Annotated in this window: 14 protein-coding genes and 1 pseudogene; 10 read left to right on the top strand and 5 right to left on the bottom strand. The window is 55.5% G+C overall.

The features are described from left to right. Positions 1 to 193 precede the first annotated feature (193 nt). Positions 194 to 1,075: a pyruvate formate-lyase-activating protein gene (gene pflA, locus OZX74_RS05850; protein WP_277157433.1), complete on the top strand. Its 882-nt coding sequence runs from the start codon at positions 194 to 196 to the stop codon at positions 1,073 to 1,075. Between the two features lie 354 nt (positions 1,076 to 1,429). Next, positions 1,430 to 4,843, top strand: a complete 3,414-nt coding sequence (gene ileS, locus OZX74_RS05845; protein WP_277156036.1) for a mupirocin-resistant isoleucine--tRNA ligase — start codon at positions 1,430 to 1,432, stop codon at positions 4,841 to 4,843. 201 nt (positions 4,844 to 5,044) lie between these two features. On the opposite strand, the gene OZX74_RS05840 is transcribed toward ileS, so the two are convergent. The 3 genes from OZX74_RS05840 to OZX74_RS05830 all read right to left on the bottom strand — a co-directional run bounded on the left by OZX74_RS05840 (position 5,045) and on the right by OZX74_RS05830 (position 8,590). Beyond that, entirely contained in the window at positions 5,045 to 6,007 is a 963-nt protein-coding gene (locus OZX74_RS05840; protein WP_277156035.1) for a thioredoxin domain-containing protein, read from the bottom strand. A gap of 380 nt (positions 6,008 to 6,387) precedes the next feature. Then, positions 6,388 to 7,200: a thioredoxin domain-containing protein gene (locus OZX74_RS05835; RefSeq protein ID WP_277156034.1), complete on the bottom strand. Its 813-nt coding sequence runs from the start codon at positions 7,198 to 7,200 to the stop codon at positions 6,388 to 6,390. A gap of 451 nt (positions 7,201 to 7,651) precedes the next feature. Then, a complete protein-coding gene (locus OZX74_RS05830) occupies positions 7,652 to 8,590 on the bottom strand; it encodes a thioredoxin domain-containing protein (RefSeq protein ID WP_277156033.1) in 939 nt (312 codons plus the stop codon). Positions 8,591 to 9,002: 412 nt separating this feature from the next. On the opposite strand from OZX74_RS05830, the gene OZX74_RS05825 reads away from it, so the two are divergent. Beyond that, positions 9,003 to 10,337, top strand: coding sequence for a TraX family protein (locus OZX74_RS05825; protein ID WP_277156032.1), 1,335 nt, complete (start codon positions 9,003 to 9,005; stop codon positions 10,335 to 10,337). A 253-nt stretch (positions 10,338 to 10,590) separates the two neighbouring features. Here the strand turns inward: OZX74_RS05825 and OZX74_RS05820 are convergent, their stop codons facing one another. Together OZX74_RS05820 and OZX74_RS05815 are read right to left on the bottom strand one after the other, a co-directional pair. Continuing rightward, the gene (locus OZX74_RS05820; protein ID WP_277156031.1) at positions 10,591 to 11,577 is read right to left on the bottom strand and encodes a thioredoxin domain-containing protein; all 987 of its coding nucleotides are present in this window, start codon (positions 11,575 to 11,577) and stop codon (positions 10,591 to 10,593) included. 1,124 nt (positions 11,578 to 12,701) lie between these two features. Then, positions 12,702 to 13,760 carry a toll/interleukin-1 receptor domain-containing protein gene (locus tag OZX74_RS05815; protein WP_277156030.1) on the bottom strand — a complete coding sequence of 353 codons (1,059 nt, stop codon included), beginning with the start codon at positions 13,758 to 13,760 and terminating at the stop codon, positions 12,702 to 12,704. 74 nt (positions 13,761 to 13,834) lie between these two features. Between OZX74_RS05815 and OZX74_RS05810 the strand changes: the two genes are divergently transcribed. The 7 genes and pseudogenes from OZX74_RS05810 to dnaG all read left to right on the top strand — a co-directional run bounded on the left by OZX74_RS05810 (position 13,835) and on the right by dnaG (position 22,769). Next, positions 13,835 to 14,323: an S-ribosylhomocysteine lyase gene (locus OZX74_RS05810; protein WP_277156029.1), complete on the top strand. Its 489-nt coding sequence runs from the start codon at positions 13,835 to 13,837 to the stop codon at positions 14,321 to 14,323. A 185-nt stretch (positions 14,324 to 14,508) separates the two neighbouring features. After that, positions 14,509 to 15,045, top strand: coding sequence for an N-acetyltransferase (locus OZX74_RS05805; protein ID WP_277156028.1), 537 nt, complete (start codon positions 14,509 to 14,511; stop codon positions 15,043 to 15,045). A gap of 150 nt (positions 15,046 to 15,195) precedes the next feature. Then, positions 15,196 to 16,554, top strand: a complete 1,359-nt coding sequence (gene alr, locus OZX74_RS05800; RefSeq protein WP_277156027.1) for an alanine racemase — start codon at positions 15,196 to 15,198, stop codon at positions 16,552 to 16,554. Between the two features lie 348 nt (positions 16,555 to 16,902). Further along, complete coding sequence (locus OZX74_RS05795) at positions 16,903 to 18,345, top strand: cytosine permease (protein WP_277156026.1); 1,443 nt, start codon at positions 16,903 to 16,905, stop codon at positions 18,343 to 18,345. Continuing rightward, positions 18,345 to 18,905: a cysteine hydrolase gene (locus OZX74_RS05790; protein ID WP_277156025.1), complete on the top strand. Its 561-nt coding sequence runs from the start codon at positions 18,345 to 18,347 to the stop codon at positions 18,903 to 18,905. The genes OZX74_RS05795 and OZX74_RS05790 overlap by 1 nt, the downstream gene beginning before the upstream one ends. 294 nt (positions 18,906 to 19,199) lie before the next feature. Beyond that, a complete protein-coding gene (locus OZX74_RS05785; protein ID WP_277156024.1) occupies positions 19,200 to 20,483 on the top strand; it encodes a deoxyguanosinetriphosphate triphosphohydrolase in 1,284 nt (427 codons plus the stop codon). 172 nt (positions 20,484 to 20,655) lie between these two features. Continuing rightward, positions 20,656 to 22,769 (top strand): annotated as a pseudogene (gene dnaG / locus OZX74_RS05780) (DNA primase). The last annotated feature ends 332 nt before the right edge of the window (positions 22,770 to 23,101 follow it).

The following is a 23,101-nucleotide window of genomic DNA, read 5'->3' as shown; positions in this document are numbered from 1 at the left end:
GCGGAGCATCAGCTCCGTCCCCTCAAATCATGTTCCACGGGCTTGGAAACCGGACCTAGGGGGATAGAGGACGCCAGGTTTTCACCTATGGAATGTTCCACGATCATCGTCGTACTTCAGGCACACCGAGCGACTGGGATTTAGGTTTGATATCAGTTAGTATGGAATGAAGAATTTACAAGGAGGGGCAATGATGTCCGATACCACTCAATTTAGGACCACAACGCAGCATATGCTCAAGGTTTCGAAAGTGTATGCCAAACATACGTTGATGGGCGGCCTTTCGGGCTTTCAGTCTCCTATAGGCCTGGACCGTCACGATCGCATCAATGCACTGCGTACCGGCGACATGGGATTTGTGCATTCGTGGGACATCAACACGTCGGTAGATGGGCCGGGGACCCGAATGACCGTGTTCATGAGCGGTTGCCCGCTGCGTTGCCAGTTCTGCCAGAACCCCGACACTTGGAAGATGCGTGACGGCCAGCCGGTCTATCTCGACGATATGATCGAACGCGTCACCCGTTACAAGGACGTTTTCCAGAGCACCGGCGGGGGAGTCACCTTCTCCGGCGGCGAGTCGATGATGCAGGGCAAGTTCGTCTCGCGCGTCTTCCACGCGGTGCACAAAGAAGGCATCCATACCTGCCTCGACACTTCCGGATTCCTCAACAAGGACTGGACCGACGAGATGCTTGAGGATGTTGACCTGTGCCTGCTCGATGTCAAGTCCGGCGATGAAGAGACCTATCACAAGGTGACCGGCAGCCAGCTTGCGCCGACCATTCAGTTCGGTCAGAGGCTCAACAAGGCCGGCAAGAAGATCTGGGTGCGTTTCGTTCTTGTTCCCGGACTTACCGACAGTGTCGAAAACGTCGAGAACGTGGCCAAGATCTGCGAGTCCTTCGGCGATGCATTGGAACATATCGATGTCCTCCCGTTCCACCAGCTCGGCCGTCCGAAGTGGCATGAGCTGCACTACGACTATCCGCTCGAGACCAAGGAGGGCCCTTCCAAAGAGCTGAAGAAGCGTGTCCGCGACCAGTTCAAGGCCCACGGCTTCGAGGTCTTCTAAAGAGGCTGAAAGTCGTATATATTTATTGTTCATGCACCGGACAGAGCGATTTCACAATCCTCGTCCGGTGTTATAGTATGCACCATAAGCGCTGATCCGTTATCGGCGGGGAGCTTTCGGAAGAACGGTTGCGTCACATGTGTGTGGCCGGCTTATTAGAACCGACGGGGTGGCCCGAAACAGCCTGTTTCAAGCGGTCGTATAACGTTGCGATCTCGGGAATCAAGGTGTCGATTACATCGATGGCCTAATTGCCCGGGTGGCGATTGAATATGACAAGCGGGGTGGTACCGCGGTGTGCGGGTGTCGCGTCAATGACGCGGTGAAGCTGCATCGTCCTCGCAGGACATGGCAATGAAACCTGCAAGCGAGGAGAGTGCGGTGAGCGAAACCACCAATTCACATGTGTACCCCATAGCGTCCGTAGGCGAGCAGAGCGCGCACGTCGCGCCGAACCCAAGCTTCCCCAAGATGGAAGAATCGGTGCTCGACTATTGGGACAAGGATGATACCTTCAACAAATCCGTCGAGCGTAACCCCAGCGGCGACCACAGTGACAACGAATTCGTCTTCTTCGACGGTCCGCCGTTCGCCAACGGCCTTCCGCACTACGGCCACCTGTTGACCGGCTACGCCAAGGACGTCATTCCTCGCTACCAGACCATGAAGGGCCGCAAGGTCAACCGCGTTTTCGGCTGGGATACCCACGGTCTGCCGGCCGAACTCGAGGCGCAGAAGGAGCTCGGCATCGAATCGGTCGACCAGATTGAGGAGATGGGCATCGAGAAGTTCAACGCCGCCTGCCGCACCTCCGTCCTCAAATACACCAACGAGTGGAAGGACTACGTCCACCGCCAGGCCCGCTGGGTCGATTTCGAGCACGGCTACAAGACCCTGAATACCACCTACATGGAGTCGGTGATGTGGGCCTTCAAGACGCTCTACGATAAGGGTCTGGCCTACAAGGGCTATCGCGTGTTGCCGTACTGCCCGAAGGACCGCACCCCGCTTTCCGCTCACGAGCTGCGCATGGACGCCGACGTCTATCAGGACCGTCAGGACACCACCGTCTCCGTCGCCGTCAAGATGCGCGACGAGGACGACGCTTACGCCGTTTTCTGGACCACGACGCCCTGGACCACGCCCACCAACTTCCTGATCGTTGTGGGCAACGACATCGATTACGTCGAGGTGAAGCCCACCGAGGGCAAATTCGCCGGCAAGAAGTTCTATCTTGGCAAGCCGTTGCTGGGTTCGTACGCCAAGGAACTCGGCGAGAACTACGAGGTCGTTCGTGAGCTCAAGGGCCGCGAACTGGTCGGCCGCCGCTACTGGCCGGTCTTCCCATACTTCGCAGGTGACGAGGCCGAGTCCGAAGGCCATGTCCCCGGCCCGAACGCTTACCAGATTCTCGCCGCCGACTACGTCGACACCGTCGAGGGCACCGGCCTGGTCCATCAGGCACCTTATGGCGAAGACGATATGAATACGCTGAACGCCGCCGGTGTCAACTCCATCGACGTGCTCGATGCCAGCTGCACCTTTACCTCAGCCTGCTCTGATTATGAGGGCATGTACGTCTTCGACGCCAACCTGCCGATCCTGCGCAACCTGCGCGCCGGCGACGGCCCGTTGGCACGCGTTCCCGAGGAACACCGCGCCCTGCTCTTCCAGGAGAAGAGCTACGTGCACTCCTACCCGCACTGCTGGCGCTGCGGCACCCCGCTGATCTACAAGCCGGTCTCCTCCTGGTTCGTCTCCGTGACTAAGGTCAAGGACCGTCTGCTGGAAAACAACCAGAAGATCAACTGGATTCCCGAGAACGTCAAGGACGGCCAGTTCGGCAAGTGGCTGCAGAACGCCCGAGACTGGTCGATCTCCCGCAACCGCTTCTGGGGTTCGCCGATCCCGGTGTGGGTCTCCGACGATCCGAAATACCCGCGCGTCGACGTCTACGGCTCGCTTGAGCAACTCAAGGCCGATTTCGGCGACTACCCGCGTGACGGCGAGGGCAACGTCAACATGCACCGGCCCTACATCGACAACCTCACGCGCGTCAACCCCGACGATCCGACCGGCACGTCGCATATGCACCGCATCTCCGACGTGCTCGACTGCTGGTTCGAGTCCGGCTCGATGCCCTTCGCGCAGTTCCATTACCCCTTCGAGAACAAGGAGTACTTCGAGCAGCATTTCCCGGCCGACTATGTGGTCGAATACATCGGCCAGACCCGTGGCTGGTTCTACGTGCTGCACGTCATGGCCACGGCCTTGTTTGATAAGCCCGCCTTCAAGAACGTCATCTGCCACGGCATCGTGCTCGGCGACGACGGCCAGAAGATGAGCAAGCACCTGCGCAATTACCCGGACGTCAACGGCGTGTTCAACGACTACGGCTCCGACGCGATGCGCTGGTTCCTTATGTCCTCGCCGATCCTGCGAGGCGGCAACCTCATCGTCACCGCCGACGGCATCCGCGACACGGTGCGTCAGGTGCTGCTGCCGGTGTGGAGCTCGTACTACTTCTTCACGCTTTACGCCAATGCGGCCAACGGCGGCAAGGGATATAACGCCCGTGCGCTGCATGCTGACGAGGTGGCTGGCCTGCCCAACATGGACCGCTATCTGCTGGCCCGTACGCGTCGTCTGGTGGTGTCGGTCGAGCATGCGCTCGACACCTTCGCCATCTCCGAGGCGTGCGCCACGGTGCAGGACTTCATCGACATGCTCACCAACTGGTACATCCGCAACAACCGCGAACGTTTCTGGAACGAGGATGAAAACGCCTTCAACACGCTCTACACCGTGCTCGAAGTGCTCATGCGCGTCATGGCGCCGCTCGCCCCGATGGAGTCCGAGTCGATCTGGCGTGGCTTGACCGGTGGGGAATCGGTGCATCTGGCGCAATGGCCGTTCGTCACGCTCGCCGACGAACAGTCGCATGATGTCGGTGCGAACGCCGAATCGACAAGCGAACTCAACCAAGGCAAGGAAACCGAGCTGGGACGTGTCCTGGTCGATGAGCCGGCGTTGGTTTCGGCCATGGAACAGGTGCGCGAGGTCGTTTCCGGCACGCTTTCGTTGCGTAAGTCCTGCCAGATTCGCGTGCGCCAGCCGTTGGCCAAGCTCACCGTTCTGGTGGACGACCCAGATGCCGTCGCCGCCTACGACGATATCCTCAAGACCGAGCTCAACGTCAAGGACGTGGAATTCTCCACCATCGCAGACGCCGGCAAACACGGCTTGAAGATCGTGCACGACCTGAAGGTAAACGCCCGCAAGGCCGGCCCGAGACTGGGCAAGCAGGTGCAGTTCGCCATCAAGGCCTCCAAGTCCGGGGCCTGGCATGTCGACGAAACGGGTGCGCCTGTGGTCGAAACGCCGAATGGTGATCTGAAACTCGAGGAAGGCGAATACACGCTGATCAACCAGGTCGATGAAATCGGTGCGGCTGACCGTGCCAACGACGTTTCCGCGGTGCTTGACGGCGGCGGTTTCGTCATTCTCGACACCGCGTTGAGCGACGACCTCATCGCCGAAGGCTACGCGCGTGACGTCATCCGTGCCGTGCAGGACGCCCGTAAGGACGCTGACCTCGACATCACCGACCGCATCAGCCTGAAGCTTGATGTGCCGGCAGCCGATGCACCGAAGGCCGAGCAGTTCCGCGAGCTGATTGCTCACGAAACGTTGGCCACGACCCTCGACATTAACGCCGACGCGTCCGCCGACGAGCTGAAGGTCACGGTCACCAAGCAATGGCGGTAACAGCCATTGCTGGTTCAACGGTTATTACCGGAATGTGGCCAGCAATGCGGTAGAACTGTAAAAACAAAGAGTTGTGGGTCAACCGATATCCGTATCGGTTGACCCACAACTCTTTTACGTCGTGACAGGCCTTATTCTAAGGCTTGGAGAAAGCTCACCCATATGTAATGCAAAATGCATCTGAGATGCTATCGGAAGCCCTCATTTGATGACGCTCAGCACTCCGTCCGGGCCGATAGCAGGCAGAAAGTCGGGATTGCCGATCTGCATGTAATCGAGGCCGATGCTGCCGCAGAACTGCTTGGCGCTATGCGAAAGATCACCGAACACGTCCACCGGCCAGATATGGCCGTCGACTCTGATGGTGGGGGTGAAGAAGCTGTGGGTGCCTTGCACCGTGGTGTAGAGCTCCTTGCGCTTCGAGTCGTAGTCCGTGGCTTTGGTGATGTAGTCCGCATACATGCCGTTCAACGCCGCCTTGGCGACGTCCGGTTTCACGCCCGCCTTGATGGCCTGCTGGGTGATCCGGTCGTTGCTGACATCCTTGTAATGATTCTCATCCGGCTGGAATCCCCGCTCAAAGAGAGCCGACACGAATGCAGCTGTGTGTTCGGTGTCATGCTCCGAGACATAGGCCACAGCGCTGGCGGTACGTGTCGAATACTGCTTGCTCTGAGGGGTGTCCAGGAAATTGACCACATGGAATTCAAGGTTGATCTGCCGGGCGTTTTGCATGCGCATCAGCGTGGGCTCGAGTTCACGGGCCAACTTGCCGCAGTATGGGCACAAGAAGTCCTCATAGACTTCCACTGTCGGCGCCTTGGGATTGTATTGCGCCTTCGTATAGGCTCTCAGCCCACCCTGCTTGGTGGCGTTCGCCGGTTTGTTTGCCACATGTTGCAATTGTTGGTACGACTGTGCGAGAGCTTCGGGAGAGCTTTCGGCAACAGCTGCCTTGTGGTTGTTCCACACTCTGATGCTTGTGATTATGACGATTGTCGCCACGATTATGACGGTGATGGACAGGATGATATTGCGTAATTTGCGTTCTCTTTTGTTGGTGTGGCTGTCCGTTGTCGCATTCGCTATCGCAGTTGTTTCGGCACCGTGAACCGGTTCGGTGCCGTCCTGCTCCTGTTGACTGACGCTGTCGTTGATATTCACTTCAAACTCTTCCCGTTGTTTGAGCGATGAAGATATAGCTATTGCAAAATCAATACCGTCATCGTATCTAGAACACATAAAAGCTTAGACGGTATTATTTTTTACGTCAAATAGATATCGTTTAACTAATATTCTGAAGATGGTCTCAAGAGATGCCGAAAATTAGATAATAAAATATAAATAGACTAAATAACTATAAATTAAGTAGTATTTTCCGATAAACTATATCCTATAGTAATGAAAAGAAGCCATGTTTAAATTTTAGAAAATAATAGATAAAATAGCGATAGAGAAAAGTGGGTCATTGTCTTGGTCGGCGGTGTCTCTGCATTCCGGGCATTTTCATGGTATGCCGAATGCCTCTTGCGACCGAAGTCTTGCTATTCCGATTTTCCGCCAAAGGTGTCCGCGCCGATTGACGGCAAGACGTTGGGGTTGCCGATGTCCGTTGGGCGCAGTCCTAGATTCGCGCTGAACCGCTGAACGATTTTGCCGTCGTTGTCGGTGGTATTGAGTTCCGACACACTCTCATTGATGCGGATTGTCGGTGGGTAGAATCCTCTGGTGCCGTGCATGGAGGTAAACAGCTCTTTTCGCTTGCTGGTATAGACGGTCGCCTTGCTGATGAAGGTCGAGTATGGAGCCTTCACCGACGCTTCGGCGATGTCGCGGCTCACCCCTGCCTTGGTCGCCTGTCCCACGATTTGCTCGTCGGTGACGTCCTTGTAGTGAATGGCGTCCGGCTGGAAATCCTTCTCGAAGAGCGCGCCGACGAACGCCGTGACGTGGTCGGGATCGTGTTGGGAAACGTAAGCCACCGCATTCGCGGCTCTGGTCGAATATTTGTCGGTCGAAGGAGTGTCATACAAATTGACAATATGGAACTCCAGGTTGATCTGTCGGGCTGCCTGCAGTTTTTCGAGTGTCGGTGTAAGCGCGCGGGTCAGGTCCCCGCAGTACGGGCAGAGGAAATCCTCGTAGACTTCCACTGTCGGCGCTTCGGGATTACGTTCGTCTTGCCGGTAAGCAAGCAGCCCGCCCTCTTCAGTGGAGTTGGTCGGTTTGTCGATGACCCTTTGCAGCTGGTCGTAAGCCTGTTCCTGGGTCTGGGGGAGTGTCTGCTTTGACTTCTTGCCTTGATTGATACCGATGGAAAAGCCGATGACCAGCACCAGTACCATCACAATGAACATTGCGATGCCGCCGATAATCAGTTGATTACGGCCTATGACGCCTTCGTGCTGCCCAATATGTGTTTTGTCGTCATGAACGCTTTCGGGAGGCGTTGAAGTCAGAAGAGGGGGATTCTTTCGCCTTTTGGGAGTGTACGACCGGGAATGCTTGCCAACCTTACTCATTTCCTGATCACCCGATTCCCTTCGCAGTGTTTTCGGACGTTGCCGAAATCCCGGTTATGCCAATATGATGGATTTTATCTCTTTGTTGAGATAATCATGTGTTTGATCGACACATATCAACCATCGAATCTGCTATCTATGGCGGTTGTGAACGTGATACAGGACAGAGGCGGCAACAAGTCCTAAATCCTTGAAGGTTCCGGGCAGGGCAAGTAACCGGGGGTTGTTGTCAGATAACCCCGGAATATCGAGCCGGTGCGCGAATGCATAGATATAGTCAGGGGTCTCAGACTTTCCGGGGTTCTTCGTTGGCGCCGACGGAAGGAAGGACCTTGTGGTTACCGACGTCTTTTGATTTGATGCCCAGGCCGTGTTCGAAGTCGGCGACGAGATCGTCGTAATTGATGCCATCCAACGACCATATATGGTTATTGACGCGAATCAGAGGCGTGCCGAAGCCGCCCTGCGGATGCAGGGCATAGTCGCACAACTCAGGCCGGTGAAGAGTGGTATAGGTGTTTGCCTTATCCATATATTCGGCGTACGTGCCTTGCATCGCCTTGGTCGCCGTGGTTTTGTCGATGCCGGCTTTGACGGCCTGGCAAATGATCTGGTCGTCGCTTACCGGTTTGTAGGCGGTCTCGCTGGGCTGGAAGTCCTTCGCGAACAGTTCTGAGACGAAACCCATCAGATGGTCGGGATCGTTGTCGGCGATATAGGCCGCGGCGCTCGCGGTACGCAACGAATAATGATCGGACGACTGGCCGTCAAGGAACGTGACCGGATGCACTTCGATATTGATTTGGTGAGCCTTGTTCATTTTTTCCAGTGTGGAATCCAACGTGCGGTTGAGCTCGCCGCAGGAAGGACACATGAAGTCGAGATAAATTTCGACGGTTGGGGCCTTGGCGTTGAGATCGGCTTTCTTGCAGGCGTATAGGCCGGCCTTGTTCGTGGCATTGGTAGGCTTTTGCGCCACTGTCTGTAAATCGTGGTAGGCGGCGGAAGTGGGTTGGCTTTTGATTCGCAAGGACTCGTTGTGCCGGGTCCATCCGGTCACGCTGATTACGGCAACCAACGCCACGACAATCAGCATCGCCAGAGCGCCGACCAACGTCTGCTGGCGACGCTCCTTCGCGGCGATTGCTGCGGCTTTGGCGTCGGCAGCGGCCCTGGATTCCCGTCTTTGCATGGCCTGCTTCGCAGAGATTCGATCCTGTGTCATTCGTGTCGTTGTGGAATGCGTCTTCCCGTGTTTGCGTGACATCTTGTTCGGCTTTCCGTGTTATTCGATTGCGCATTTTATCCGTCATGAATCTCCACGAATAAAATCGCTTCTTGGTCTAAATTATACAAGTTCAATGAGAACTCTTGTTTCTGCCATCTTTCGATTGCATGCCATGCAGTTTGGATGTATTTTTCTCACAGTATTTAGACAAAAGCCGATAATATTTCATCCTATAGAACGATGGCGGAGCGGTTGCAAATCCGTATTCTTGGATACTCGTAAGGGGCGTCAAGCCTGGTATCGCCAGCGGACTTCAGGGAACCGGCAGGTTTGAGGCTTCAAAAGCAAGATAAAAGATAAAACAAGAAGATTGATATCCGCAACTGACAACCACGAGGGGAATGGCTGATTGAAAGAGAATATCAACGTCATGAACAACAACATGGATGCCATGGCCACCACAACGGTGAATGTGCCGGTTTTACCGGCGAGACCCGTTTCCGCATCATCTGGTGTCTCGGCAGGTTTTCGACGCTATGTCATCACAGGACATGGCATATACGATAGGGGAGCAACGACGAGTGCCGCTGCCGCAGTGAACGGCGAAACCGCGAGTGTGGCGACGGGCAAAGCCCCCAATGCTCGGTTGGCCAGGCTTGTGACGGCTGCGTCGGGCAACACTGCCAAGACGATGCCAGATGTTTCCGATACGCCGGTCGCTGGGATTGCCGATCAACATATTAAGACCGCGCCTTCCGGTTTCTGGGGCAAGATTCGTTCCAGCCGCCTGGGGCTGACGACCTTCGACATCAAGATGATCGGCGTGGTCTTGATGGTGGTCGACCACATCCATCAGATGTTCGCCACACACGGTGCGCCGAACTGGCTCGATTGGTTCGGCAGGCCCGTGGCCACGCTGTTCTTCTTCGTCAGCGTCATCGGCTTCTCTCACACGCACAGCAAAAAGGCCTATATGGTGCGGCTTTACGTGTGTATGGTGCTGATGGCGGTGCTCGACGTGGTGTTGCAGCAGGTGGTCAACTACAACGGTGCACAGCTGGTCAACAACATCTTCCGCGATCTCTTCATCGGAACGGTTTTCATGGCTGCGGTCGACTGTTTTGAGGCCGCGTTCAAGAAGCGCGGGAACAAGGCTTCCGCAGGATTCGGTGCGGCGGTGCGTGGAGGCGACGAGCGTACCGGTTCGGCACATGGTGTCATCGGTCGCCACGATGTTGCCTCTGCTGGTGCAAACGGATCCGATGCTAATCAGAGCGTAATGCGCGCTAGCCGACATGCCAGCAGTGTCACCCGTGGTTTCCGCGTGAAAAAGACCATGGAAGGCGTGCTGCTGTTTGCCCTGCCGTTCCTGCTTTCGCTTGTCCTTTTGCCGTTCCTGGCTCAAGGTGACGGTCCGCAAAGCCCGGTGATGATCTGGGTGTTGCGCGTGCTGACCGCGGTCGACCCAGCGATTCTGCTTGCCGAAAACACCGTCATGGTGTTGCTCATCCCCGTGATGTATGCGCTGCGCAACGCGAAACACAGTGTGATCTGGCAGAGCTCGGCCATTGCCGTGGTCGCGGTCTGTTATGCCTTTGCCGGACAGACGCAGTGGATGATGATCTTTGCGATTATCCCGATTCTGCTTTACAACGGAGCGAAGGGTCGCGGCGACAAGTACTTCTTCTACATCTTCTATCCCGCGCATATCGCCGCGTTGTACGTGCTGGCAAGTCTTGTCTGAGAAAGCGTGTGAGCGGTTTGGGTTTATCGCCCTCGAAACAATCGGATAAAAGACCGATCGGTTTCTGACAGCCTGATTGATTGGCCTATTCCATCCGGGCTGACGATCACAGTATCAGAAATGGATATAAGAAAGGTTCCGTCACCATGTCACCTTGCGGCGGAACCCTCCTTATATACTGCGGTTAATATGGAATCACACGATTTACCCATTTCAAATTACGTGATCAATCAGGCGGCAAACTACCGAATAATCACAGATACTTCTGCTCTATCGCTATCGCCTTGCCGTCTGCTCCGATCGAAGGGGTGACCCCAGGATCGCCGACCTGCTCGTCCTGAAGCCCGATGGAGTGAATAAGCGTGGGTTTGATGTCCTGGAGCACATGCAGCTTACGATAGTTCCATATGGTGCCGTTGATGCAGATGGTCGGGGTCGAGAAACGGAACTCGTCCTGCAGGTGTACATACAGCTCCTTGCGTCTGGTCGTATATTTCGTCGCCTTTTCGACGTAGTCGTTGTAGGTACCTTTCGTCGCGTTTTCGGCGACGTCTTTGCTGACTCCCGCTTTGAGAGCGCGATTGACGATTTCCTGATCGCTGACCTTGCGATTGTTGTCTTTGTTTGGCTGGTAGTCCTTGTCGAAAAGCGCTGTCGAGAAATCGAGCAGCTTGTCCGGCTCGTGCGAGGCGACGTAGGCGAAAGCGCTTGCAGAACGGGTGGAGTAGTGGTTCATCGTCTTGGAATCAAGGAAATTGACGGGATGGATGTAAAGATTGACCTGCTTGGCCTTCTGCATGAGCTTGAGCGGCTTGGAGATTCTGTGCTCTATGTTCGCGCAGCCGGGGCAGAAGAAATCGACATAAAGGTCGAGGTCCGGGGCCTTCGGATTGTAGTCGCTGGCCTTGAACGTGGGCAGACCACCTTGCTCGGTCATACCGGCCGGTTTCTGGCTCAGCTCCTGCAATTGCTGGTAGTTGCTTTCCTCGCCATGTTTGTGGTCCCAGAAGGCATAGCAGCCGGCGATGATGATGACGACTGCCAGGACCGCTGCGACAATACTGCAGATGATGATGGCGCGGCGCTGCCGAGCCTTATCGTGAGCCGCCAAAGTTTCCGCGCCCGCTGTCGCTTCTTTTTGGTTTGCCGATGCTTTGATGCCGCCGTTGGCGTTCGCTGTATTTGCGTCTGTCCGTTCAGGCTCCCGAATGTCGTTACCTTGACCATTGCCTGCTACCATGTCACATCTCCCCCTGACCGACGCACAGTGTGACGAAAGTCTCATTTCTTGTCTCTTTGAGAGTTTACTAGTTTTCCTGCTCAAACACCAACGCCAACAGTATTCGAGTTGTTTTTTGTATATAATTATAATTAACCCGTAGTAATATATCAAACAATTAATGTAATTAGTTTCATTGAGTATAAATAAATATGTAGAAATCATGTATCTACGTAAATCTGATTATTGATTTGAACGCAGGATTTCCTTCCCTGTTTTGATAAAGTATTGCATACAGATATGCGTGATAACAACGAGTTGGTTGGCATGTTACGTCCGGCACTGAGCGAAGCTGAAGAAGATGAGCTGTCCTACGAAGAAGCGGTAAGGTGACTGCAAAATGATGATGGCGTTCGGCTGACTGAAGGGCAGGTTTGGGCAGAAGCTTAAATAGGCAGAGGCATAGCTGTCTTGTAATTCCGCTACTTGGGGAGGCACCTTTGTATATACGATTATGTCGTCAACGGTAAGAGTGCGATAGGCTGGCTCATTGACTGTTACCAGATCAGAACCGATAAAAAGAGCGGAATCGTCAATGATCCCAACGATTACAGTGACGACCCACGTTACATCGTCGACCTAGTAGAGCGAGTCATCACCGTAAGCATGAAAACTCTAGACATCATGGACTCTCTCCCCCCACTAAACGAGCTTCCCCAGCCCGCCAACTGGCCTCAAGCGTGGCAAAAATAAAGATTTTATCTTTTGTGAAATTTTTATAAGGGGCTCAAATGTTCTCTAAAACGGAACTTCTGTATAAAGTATTCGAGAAAACGCCTCGATAGCTCAGTTATGGAATTCAGACTTATTGATTAGTTAATGCATTTTAGGCAATCAAAACTTATAGGAGGTGTCCTGTTGACCTTTTTAGAGAACGGATAAACTCTTCTTGCTTATTTTTCTCTTTTCTTATATCTATTGCTTTCAGTTCGCGTTCTGAGCGGGGAAGTTTTCCCTTGATTACATTGTTTTTAATCAGTAAATTAACAAGACGGATAATGTCATCTTTAGATAATTGATTATTTAGAGGATGCAATGTTATTGCATCACAATTACAGTAAGAATACCCATTATCTTGTCGTCTTCTAAAAAGGTACACCTCGGCTAGTGAGGTCAAATTGTATTCCGCTGAATGAGAATAGGGTTCCACTGCTATTTGCGGTTTTTATATCAGAATTATTCGCAAGTAGTGCAGAAATATCTTCGTTAGTTTCGGGGATACTTATGTAAGGTTTTAAATTTAATAATAATGGAATAGGAGTTCCGAATATTTCTTGAATTAGGTTATAAATGTTTAGCGTCTTTTCGATGGCGAAAGCTGACGCATTTATTTTAACACTGAAATAATCGTTGTAGTCATGGCGGATATATTCTTCATTAGGAACATCTATATCAATAGAAACTCCATCAACAAGTGTAGAGATGTACCGATGCCCTACACTATATAAACCTGTTTTATCCGTAAAAGTGATGCCATTTATACCTAATTTATTTATAAGAGAATGCGCAGCGTCTTGGAAATGTTCAATGTCTTCTTTAGATGTCTTAGGCCTTTTCTCATTTTGATTAAATTTTGAAGAACCGATGACATCTAAATTTGTTTCTGCCTGAATTGAATAAAAATAGTTTTCTTCAGTTGTGGGGATTCGACCATTTGCCAGATCCTTTATCTGTGTAAAGTCTTGTGTTGTAAAGGCGTGTTCGTCTCCAGTAAGGTCAAATTTTTTATTAATAATTGTGATTATATTATTAAGACTTTGTTCGCTATTCACATTGAAAGCCTGTTGAAATTGGAGAGGGCCTTTAATGTCTTCAACTTTGATTCCTATACCGATAGGAACAGTTTCTGTTTTGTTTTGTCCTGATGCAAACCCGGACTCATAGTACAACCATGGCGCTTGATAAGAATTTGGAGTTAAAATAATAAAAAGTAATTTTGCATTTTCAAGCTGCTCATGTATACGGTTAACCCAATTGGTTCCATAAGCTATACTTGCACCATCACTTGAAACGAAAAAGTCAATGCTATTGACGTAAACTTTATTGAGTCTATCTTCAATGATTTTTACTAGTTCGGAATCTTTACTTGAATGACTGAAGAAAACTACAGGTTTTTCGTGATTGTCCATTTCTTTTTCTCTCATCGTTTGTTGTTAACCTAGAATATACGCTTTATCTACTAAAATAAAAAGTATCTACTTCTTCGAAAGGAACCAAAATGGCAGAAGAAAACAAACCGCAGCCGGAGAGCTTCCAGCTCGACCATACCAAGGTGAAGGCGCCGTATGTGCGCTTTATCGACACCGAGACCGGCGAGAAGGGCGACGTCATCTCCAACTATGACCTGCGCCTGGTGCAGCCCAACGAGAACGCCATCCCGACCGGCGGCCTGCACACCATCGAGCACACCATCGCGGTGCTGCTGCGCGAGCGCATCCCGGGCTACATCGACTGCTCGCCGTTCGGCTGCCGCACCGGCTTTCACCTGCTGACCTGGGGCGAGCACAGCACCGAGGACGTCGCCAAGGCCCTGAAGGAATCGCTCGAGTTCATCGCCTACAAGGCGACCTGGGACGACGTGCCGGCCACGGACATCAAGAGCTGCGGCAACTACCGCGACCATAGCCTGTTCACCGCCAAGGAATGGTGCAAGAAGATCCTCGACGAAGGCATCAGCTCCGATCCCTACGTGCGCAAGGTGGTCTGATTCCGAAGACGTTGCGATTTCTGTAAGAGTCGTGATTATTTTCAATACGATAAGAGACGCTGGCAAGGTATTTGCTGGCGTCTCCTGTTTTTTATCTGTAATAGCTGAATGTCAATCATCTGGAAAGCCCCCATGTTAGGCTTTCCTTCGGTATTTGTAATAGAAGTAGATGAGGTAGGTATTTCATGAGCGGGCAGCAGTCGGACGAACACATTCGGAAAGCGACGCAGGCGGATTTTGAAACGATTCAGCGCAACTTCGATCGAGCGCGCAAGCTCATGGCGCAAAACGGCAACCCGACGCAGTGGGGCACGATCTGGCCGCCGGCCGAACTCGTTCAGCAAGACATCGACGGCGGCAACGCAATGCTGCTGGTGGACAACGCGGGAGAGAACGGTTCCGAACGCGTTCTCGCGCAATTCGCCATGTTCACCGGGCTGGAACCGACCTACGCCGAAATCGAGGGTAAGTGGCTTGACGATGACGATTACGCCACGATGCACCGTCTCGCTTCGTCCGGTCTCAAACGTCACAGCGCCAAAACCTGTCTCGATTGGGCGGTCAAGACCTACGGCAACGTGCGCTGCGACACCCATCCGGACAACCTGGCGATGCAGCATGTCTTCGAAGGCGATGGGTTCCAGCGTTGCGGACTGATTCACGTCATGAACATCACCGACAAACCCGACGTGCGCATCGGCTACCAGCGCCACGAACGCTGAAATAATGGCTTGTTGACTTGGAACAAGTACGGTAAACCGATATCGTAAAATACCGACTCATGCGTTGCGGAAACTGATAAATTTGTCGCTTATGTAGCTGTTTGGCCTTGACGATTGCGTTCGTCACCTCTGCGCGACACAATATTGGTTATGACATTGAACGCACTCGATCCCTGGCCCTTCTCGTCTACTCTCGGAAAGGCGAACTACGCTGCAGCGTTGCGGCGCTACCCAGGGCAGGCCATTGTCGACCTCAAGGCGATGCGCGACAACATGCGGCATCTGGTCGAGGTCGTTGGCGGGCCGAAATCCGGTACGGCCGTGATGGGCGTGGTGAAGGCCGACGGATACGGGCATGGGCTGATTCCCTCCGCGTTGGCGGCGCTCGCGGGTGGCGCGACATGGCTGGGAACCGCGCAGCCGCGTGAGGCGTTGCTGCTGCGCATGGCCGGCATCGATTCCAGCCGTTGCCATATTCTCACATGGATGTACAACGGGCGCAACGCTCCGCTGATCGAACTCATCGCCAGCGACATCGACATTTCGGTGGGCTCGCTCGACGGCATCGACGCCGTGGCCGCTGCCGCGCGCAAGCTCGGCATGCCGGCACGAGTGCATGTCAAGGTCGACACCGGCTTCGGCCGCAACGGTTTCACCGCCGAGGGTTTTCAGGCCGCGCTCGACAAACTGGTGCCGTTGGCCCGCGAAGGCGTGCTTGACATCGTGGGGCAGTGGAGCCATTTTTCTGTGGCCGATGCTCCTGACGTGCCGGAATTCGTGGAGGCGACCGACCAGCAGCTTGAAAGCTTCAAGCAGTTCACCGCACGGATGGAAAAAGCCGGCATTGCGCCGCGTATCCGCCACATCGCCAACACTGCGGCCACGCTTTCGCGTCCGGAGGCCCGTTTCGAGCTGACACGGCCAGGCATCGGGCTTTACGGTTATGAAGCCGACCCGGCGATGGGCACGCCGTCACGATACGGTCTGAAACCGGCGATGACCCTGCAGGCGCAACTGGCCACCGTCAAGGGCGTCGAGGCGGGACATGGAATTTCGTACGGACGCACCTACATCACCGACGAGGAGACCAGCACGGCCATCGTGCCGTTGGGATACGCCGATGGCATTCACCGTTCGGCTTCAGGATTCGACGAGGCCGGGGCGAAGCGCACGCGCAAGCCGGGCGGGCCGGTACGTGTAATGACCGCCGAGGGACCCAAGCTGATGCGGGTTTCGGGGCGTGTGTGCATGGACCAGTTCATCATGGATCTGCACGGCGATTTCGAAAAGCTTGGCGTGCATGAAGGCGACACCGTCGAACTCTTCGGACCGGGGCGTGGCGAGCAATACGCGGAGCCGACCGCCGACGATTGGGCCCGTGCCGCTGACACCATCAGCTATGAGATCTTCACCTGCCTGCGCACGCGCATCCCGCGGCTCTACCTGCATGCTCAGGATGTGCTCGATGCGCAGGATACGAGCAAGCTCAGCGCCAAGTCGCTGCTGTGACATTGGATGGTATTGCCGTGGCGCCATTGTGGCTGTGATGTTATAGGCAATATTCATTAAACGCGTGTCAGGCGGGCGTCGCAATGCTGTGACCGCCCGCTTTTTCGGATGTGGTTGATTCGCGCGTAAGGCCAATGAAGGCAAGGCATGATGATTTGTTGAAGTGTGTTCTATTCGCACGGATATGTTCGGATTGTCCAAGCTTGAAACGACGACACGGAACTGTCGAATCCGGAATTGCATTTCTGTATCTTTAGTTATAGTCTTACTGACTATAAGTGAATAAAGCATTCAAGATAAATATTTTTATCACACACTAGATAATTGATGTAATTAAGAAGGTGAATGATGAGTGATGAAGCGAAGGGGTCGTCGCTGAGCGTCGAGGCGCAAGGCATCGATGTCATCGACGAATCGGAACGTAAGGGCAAGCCCTCGAGCCTGTTCTGGCCTTGGTTCGCGGCCAACATCTCGGTGCTGGCCATGTCGTACGGGGCGTGGGCGCTCGGTTTCGGGATTTCGTTCTGGCAGGCGGGGCTGACCACCATCATCGGCGTCGTTGTCTCGTTCCTGCTGGTGGGCATCGTCTCCATCGCGGGCAAGCGCGGCAACGCGCCGACCATGGTGATCACGCGCGCCATCTTCGGCGTCAAAGGCGCGAAGGTCCCTGCGGCCATGTCGTGGATAGCGACGTTGGGCTGGGAGATCTCGTTGACGGTCACCGCCGTGCTCGCTATGTCCTCCACGCTGCAAAAACTCGGTATGGGTTCCGGCGCGAGCGCCAAGATCATCTCGACGGTCGTGGTCGTCGGGCTGGTGGTGGTGGCCGGCATCTTCGGCTATGACCTCATCATGAAATGCCAGCAGATCATCACCATCGTCACCGGAATCGTGACCATCGGCTTCTTCATCCTGGGCTGGGGCAACATCGATTTTTCGCGAGTCGGTTCTGCCCATGCCGGCGGCCTGCCGGCGATGCTGGGATGCTGCCTGTTCGTCATGACCGGCTTCGGGCTGGGATGGGTCAACGTCGCCGCCGACTATTCGCGCTACCTGCCGCGCAAATCATCCAACGCCGGCATCGTGGCCTGGACCACGTTCGGCGCTTCGATCGCCAACGTGCTGCTGATCGTCTACGGTCTGCTGCTTGCGGTCTCCAACGCCGATCTCGACAAGCAGGTCGGCCTGGACCCGGTCGGTGCCATGGCCTCGATTCTGCCTACGTGGTATCTGGTGCCGTTCACGCTGGTGGCGGTGCTCGGGCTGATGAGCGGCGCGATCATGGACAACTATTCCAACGGTCTCGATCTGCTGTCCTTCGGTATCAAACTGCCGCGCACGTTGGCGGCCGCGCTGACCGCCGTGCTCACGGTCATCGGCGTCATCTACGTCACCTTCTTCTCCGACACCTTCATCGGTCCGTTCCAAGGCTTCCTTATCACGCTTGGCGTGCCCATGGCGGTGTGGACCGGCATGTTCGTGGCGGATGTGCTGCTGCGCAAGCACGATTACGACAGCGCGGACCTCTATGACCCTGCGGGACGCTACGGCGCGTGGAACGTCAAGGCGCTGGTGATCCTCGTGGTAGGCACCGTGCTCGGCTGGGGGCTCGTGGTCAATTCGGCGGCGAGCTGGCTGAACTGGCAGGGCTATCTGCTCGGCCTGTTCGGCGGTAAGGACGGGATGTGGGCGCAAGCCAATCTCGGCGTGTTCGTGGCGCTGGTGGTCGGCCTGCTCGGCACTTTGATTTTCCAACGCAGTGACATCAAACGACAGGAAGGAGCCAACTGATGGTTGACAAGGATGAATGGCTGGTGGTCGTGGACCGCCAGAAGGTGTTCGCACAAAGCGATTGGTCGACCTGGGCCTGTGCCGACGGATCGTATTATGCCACGGACGAGCCTTTCAAGCGCCTGGCGAACGCCTACGGCGATCGGGTGGCCTACACCCGCTACATCGCGCCTGACAAGCCGCGGGACGCGTGGGTCGACTACTTCAAGGACTGGCCGCAGTTCCTCGTTCCACCGGATGACCCGATGTACGACTTCACCGACGAGACGGCCGAGCTTGCCAAAGGCCATCCTGTAGTGAGCAGAACGACGTTCGGCAAGTGGGGCGACGAATTGAAGCGGGCTGTGCAAGGTGCCAGGAAGATCGCGGTGTGCGGGGTGGCCACCGATTGCTGCGTCCTTCAGACTGCTTTGGCGGCGGCCGATGACGGCGTCGCCGTCCGGCTGATTGAGGATGCGTGCGCGGGCAGTACGCCTGAAAACCAGAAGCTGGCCATCGAGACGATGAAGCTGTTCACGCCGTTGATCACCGTGATCAATACCAAGGAATTATTAGGCTGACTATTATCGGCTTTTGCTGCTGGAAGCGGCAGGATACGAATTTTTTGGCCTGTCATAAAAGGGTAAAAGATATCGTTCCTGCCTTCGCTTCATACGTCTCCATCAATAAAGAAAGTCGTTTGCCACATCAAAATGGGAGTCGGCTTTTTGTCTCCATGTGATGCGTGGCATGATCTTGCAATTTATATTGGGCGCGCGAGTGATGTGGGCTATCATCAAGAATATAGTGTCAGGTTTGATTGGCGATGTCCTCGGACTGGCGCAATGGCTTGGTTTGATGGAGCGAGGTACGTGATGGAAACTGCCGATGGCGAAGAAGTGCTGGAGGATGAGGGTTACGATGCCTTCGACGAGGAGCGTTGGGCGCCCGAACCGCCGAAATCCCAATCCCGCACCGCCTTCCAGCGCGACCGCGCCCGTCTCATCCATTCCTCGGCCCTGCGCAGGCTCGGAGCCAAAAGCCAGATTCTGGTGGCCGGAACCGACGATTTCGCCCGCACGCGCCTGACGCATACCTTGGAAGTCGCGCAGATCGGCCGGCAGATCGGTTCGATGCTGGGCTGCGACCCGGACGTGGTCGACTGCGCCTGCCTCGCCCACGACTTGGGACACCCGCCCTTCGGACACAACGGGGAGCGCGTGCTGGCCGATATCGCCTCCGGCATCGGAGGTTTTGAAGGCAATGCGCAGACCTTGCGCTTGCTGACGAGGCTCGAGCCGAAGGTCTTTCACGCCGACGGACGTTCCGCAGGGGTCAATCTTACGCGCGCCTCGCTCGATGCCGCGGTGAAATACCCTTGGACCCTGGACGAGGCCGCAGCACACCCGAAAGGGGAGCGAAGCCTGAAATTCTGCGTCTACCCGGATGATGTCGACGTCTTCAACTGGCTCAAGGCCGGAGCGCCGAAAGACGCCAAGCCGATGGAATGCCAGGTCATGGACCTTTCCGACGACATCGCCTACAGCGTCCACGACGTGGAGGACGCCATCGCCACCGGCACCTTCAACCCGCTGGCCCTGGCCGACCCACGCGTGCTCGACGGCGTGGTGGAGATGACCCGCGAATGGTACGGACGGCAATGGAACCCTGACCAACTGCTCGAGGCCTTGCACCGCCTGATGAAGCGGCATATGTTCCCCTCGCATTTCAACGGTTCGCGTCAGGCGCTGGCGCAGTTGAAAAACATCACCAGCTCGCTGATCGGCCGGTTCGCCGGTTCCGTCGAGCAGGCGACGCGCGAGAAGTACGGGCAGGGCAAGCTCACCCGTTACAGCGCCAACGTCGTCATTCCCGATGAGACCAATTACGAAATCGTGGCGCTCAAGGGCATCGCCGTCTACTTCGTCATGGCACCGCGTGAACGCGAGCCCCTGCACGATCAGGAACAGCAGATCGTCGCCGACTTGGTCGACGTGCTGATGGCGGATTCCCCGCGTCCCTCCGACGCGCTGGAAACCGTGTTTCTCGAGGACTGGAACGAATCCACCAACGATGACGAGCGGCTGCGCGTGGCTATCGACCAGGTGGCGAGCCTCACCGACGGCTCGGCGATGACCCTGCACTCTCTGATCTGCTGAGTCCGCGCATCGTCGTCTTGCGCGATGAACGCCGGAAGACGCGGACCTGCACGTCTTGTCGTTCGAGGATCGGTGCCGTTGCGTTGCCCTGGAATCAAGAAATCTTGATTTCCGGTCTGGGCGTATACGTTTTGATTGCCCTCATGCACGGCACACGGTAAGGTGGGCAATTATGGCTGGAATGATTCTCAAAACGGACGTGGAGAAGGTGCGTGCCACGGCGGACCTCTACGATATCGTCTCCTCGACGGTGACGCTCAAGGCCGCGGGCACCGGTACTTTTATGGGATTGTGCCCCTTCCATGACGAGAAGACGCCGAGTTTCAGCGTACGGCCCTCACTGGGTGTCTGGCATTGCTTCGGCTGCGGGCTCGGCGGGGACGTCTTCGCCTACGTCGAACACCGTGAGAACATCGATTTCCGCGAGGCCGTCGAGCTTCTGGCCGACAAATACCATATCGAACTGCATTACGAGAAAAGCGACGGAAACCGTGAGGAGCACCATGGCTCCAAACGCGCCCGCCTGCTCGAGGCCAACGAGGAGGCGCAGCGCTTCTTCGTCTCCCAGATCATGAGCCCCGAGGCGTTGGCGGCGCGGAAGCTTCTGGGCGGCCGCAACTTCAGCCAGGCGGATTGTGAGCGTTTCGGTTGCGGCTATGCCCCGCAGGGGTGGGACAATCTCGTCCGGCACCTGGCCGGCAAAGGCTTCACCCAGCAGGAGATGCTGGATGCCGGTCTTGCGCGTCAGGGTCAGCGCGGCATCTACGACTATTTCCGCGGCCGTGCCACCTGGCCCATTCGCGATTCCACCGGGCGCACGCTCGGTTTCGGCGCCCGCAAACTCTATGACGACGACACCATCAACGCCAAATACATCAACACGCCCGACACCCAGCTCTACCGCAAGACCCAGGTGCTTTACGGCATCGACCTGGCCAAATCCAGCATCGTCAAGAAGCGCCAGGCCGTCATCGTCGAGGGCTACACGGACGTGATGGCGTGCCATCTGGCCGGCATCGACACCGCCGTGGCCACCTGCGGCACCGCGTTCGGCGAAGAACACGCCAAAATCATCCGCAGGCTGATCTCCGACGATTCCCTGGGCGCCGTCCAGCTCGTCGGACCGCTGAAGGTCGAAGGCCAATCCCTGAGTTCGCGTATCGTCTTCACCTTCGACGGAGACGCGGCGGGGCAGAAGGCCGCCATCCATGCCTTCGGATTGGATTCCGCGTTCCTTTCCCAGACCTTCGTAGCCGTAGCCGACAACAATCTCGATCCCTGCGACCTGCGCATCCAGCAGGGCAACGAGGCGGTTCGTTCACTGATCGACCACGCGAGGCCGCTCTACGATTTCGTCATCGATACCGCCATCAACCGGTTTGATACGTCCTATACCACGGGCCAGATGGGTGCGGTAAAGGCCGTCGCACCGCTGATCGCGCAGATTCGTGACCGTTCTCTGCTCGATATCTACACCCGTAAGGCGACCCGCCGCATCGGCGTGGATCTTGACATCGTCAGGCGCGAGGTCAACGCCGCCAGACGAAGGCTGCATGTGCGCGATGATGACGCCTATGCGCCCAAACGCCGGGGCGGCAACGGCTTCGGCCGCATAGGGACGCTAACGATGGGAACAGCTATGCGAACCCGGCAGCGCGCAAGGCTCTGCAACATCGAGATGCCGCCGACCAGACGTATTTCCGCGTCGACGATGCGGTGTTCATCTGCGAGCAGCAGTTCATGGCCGTGCTCATCCAGGTGCCGCGCGCCATCAACGTCAATGCGTTTGCGCGTCTGACGCTTGCCGATTTCATGACCCCGGTGTTCCGCACATTGTTCCAGGCGATCGCAGCGGCAGGCGGTTTGCCGGATAACGGCACGCCGCAAGGTCTGTGGATGCACAATCTGACTAAAGCGGGCGGTCCGATGCTCGAACAGGTCATCAACGAGCTGGCCGTTATGCCGCTTCCGTTGCCCGGAGGCGATGGCCAGAACGGCAATGCCCGTGATGCGAACGTCGCAGGTGCGGGCATCAATGGCGACGAAACGTCGAATTCCGCCGCCGCGCAGCTTCGTGCACCCACCGCGGAAGAGCAGCGTTACGCCGCGGAACTGACTGCAAGACTGCTGGACGTCGGCTATATGCGTCGTATCGGTGCCGCAAAACGTAAAATGGCACAGATACCGGACGGTGAGGAGAAAATCAGGATTTTGGGGGAAGTCACCAACATGGAGGCCGCCAGGAAGGATCTGCAGGCGCAGGTTTACGGCAATGCCGTCGCCTGAGTGCGCTGTTGTCGAAAACACGGCAGGCCGCAATCGATTTCCAAAAAAATTTATGAATTTTGGTCGCTTTGGTACACCCCAAAAAAGTCAATAAAATCTTGGATTTTTCCCGTGTTTTCCTGTCATTCAAATGAAAATGGTCGCTAAATGCTCGTTTTTTCGTACTTTTCCGCTCTCGAATACCCATACAATAAGAAGTAAGAGAACGAATACACGCATTGCTGTGGAGTCTAGATACGTACTGGAATGTGTTTTCGTCGGCCGTTGCATCGGCTTTGTGATGGATGGGGAAACTGGATGATTGTGACGTTTGGGTGTGCCGTGCGGGCATG

The organism is Bifidobacterium sp. ESL0798, from assembly GCF_029395415.1.
Taxonomy (GTDB): Bacteria; Actinomycetota; Actinomycetes; order Actinomycetales; family Bifidobacteriaceae; genus Bifidobacterium.
The sequence above is the reverse complement of the archived record's forward strand: the minus strand, read 5'-3'. Positions and strand labels throughout refer to the sequence as shown.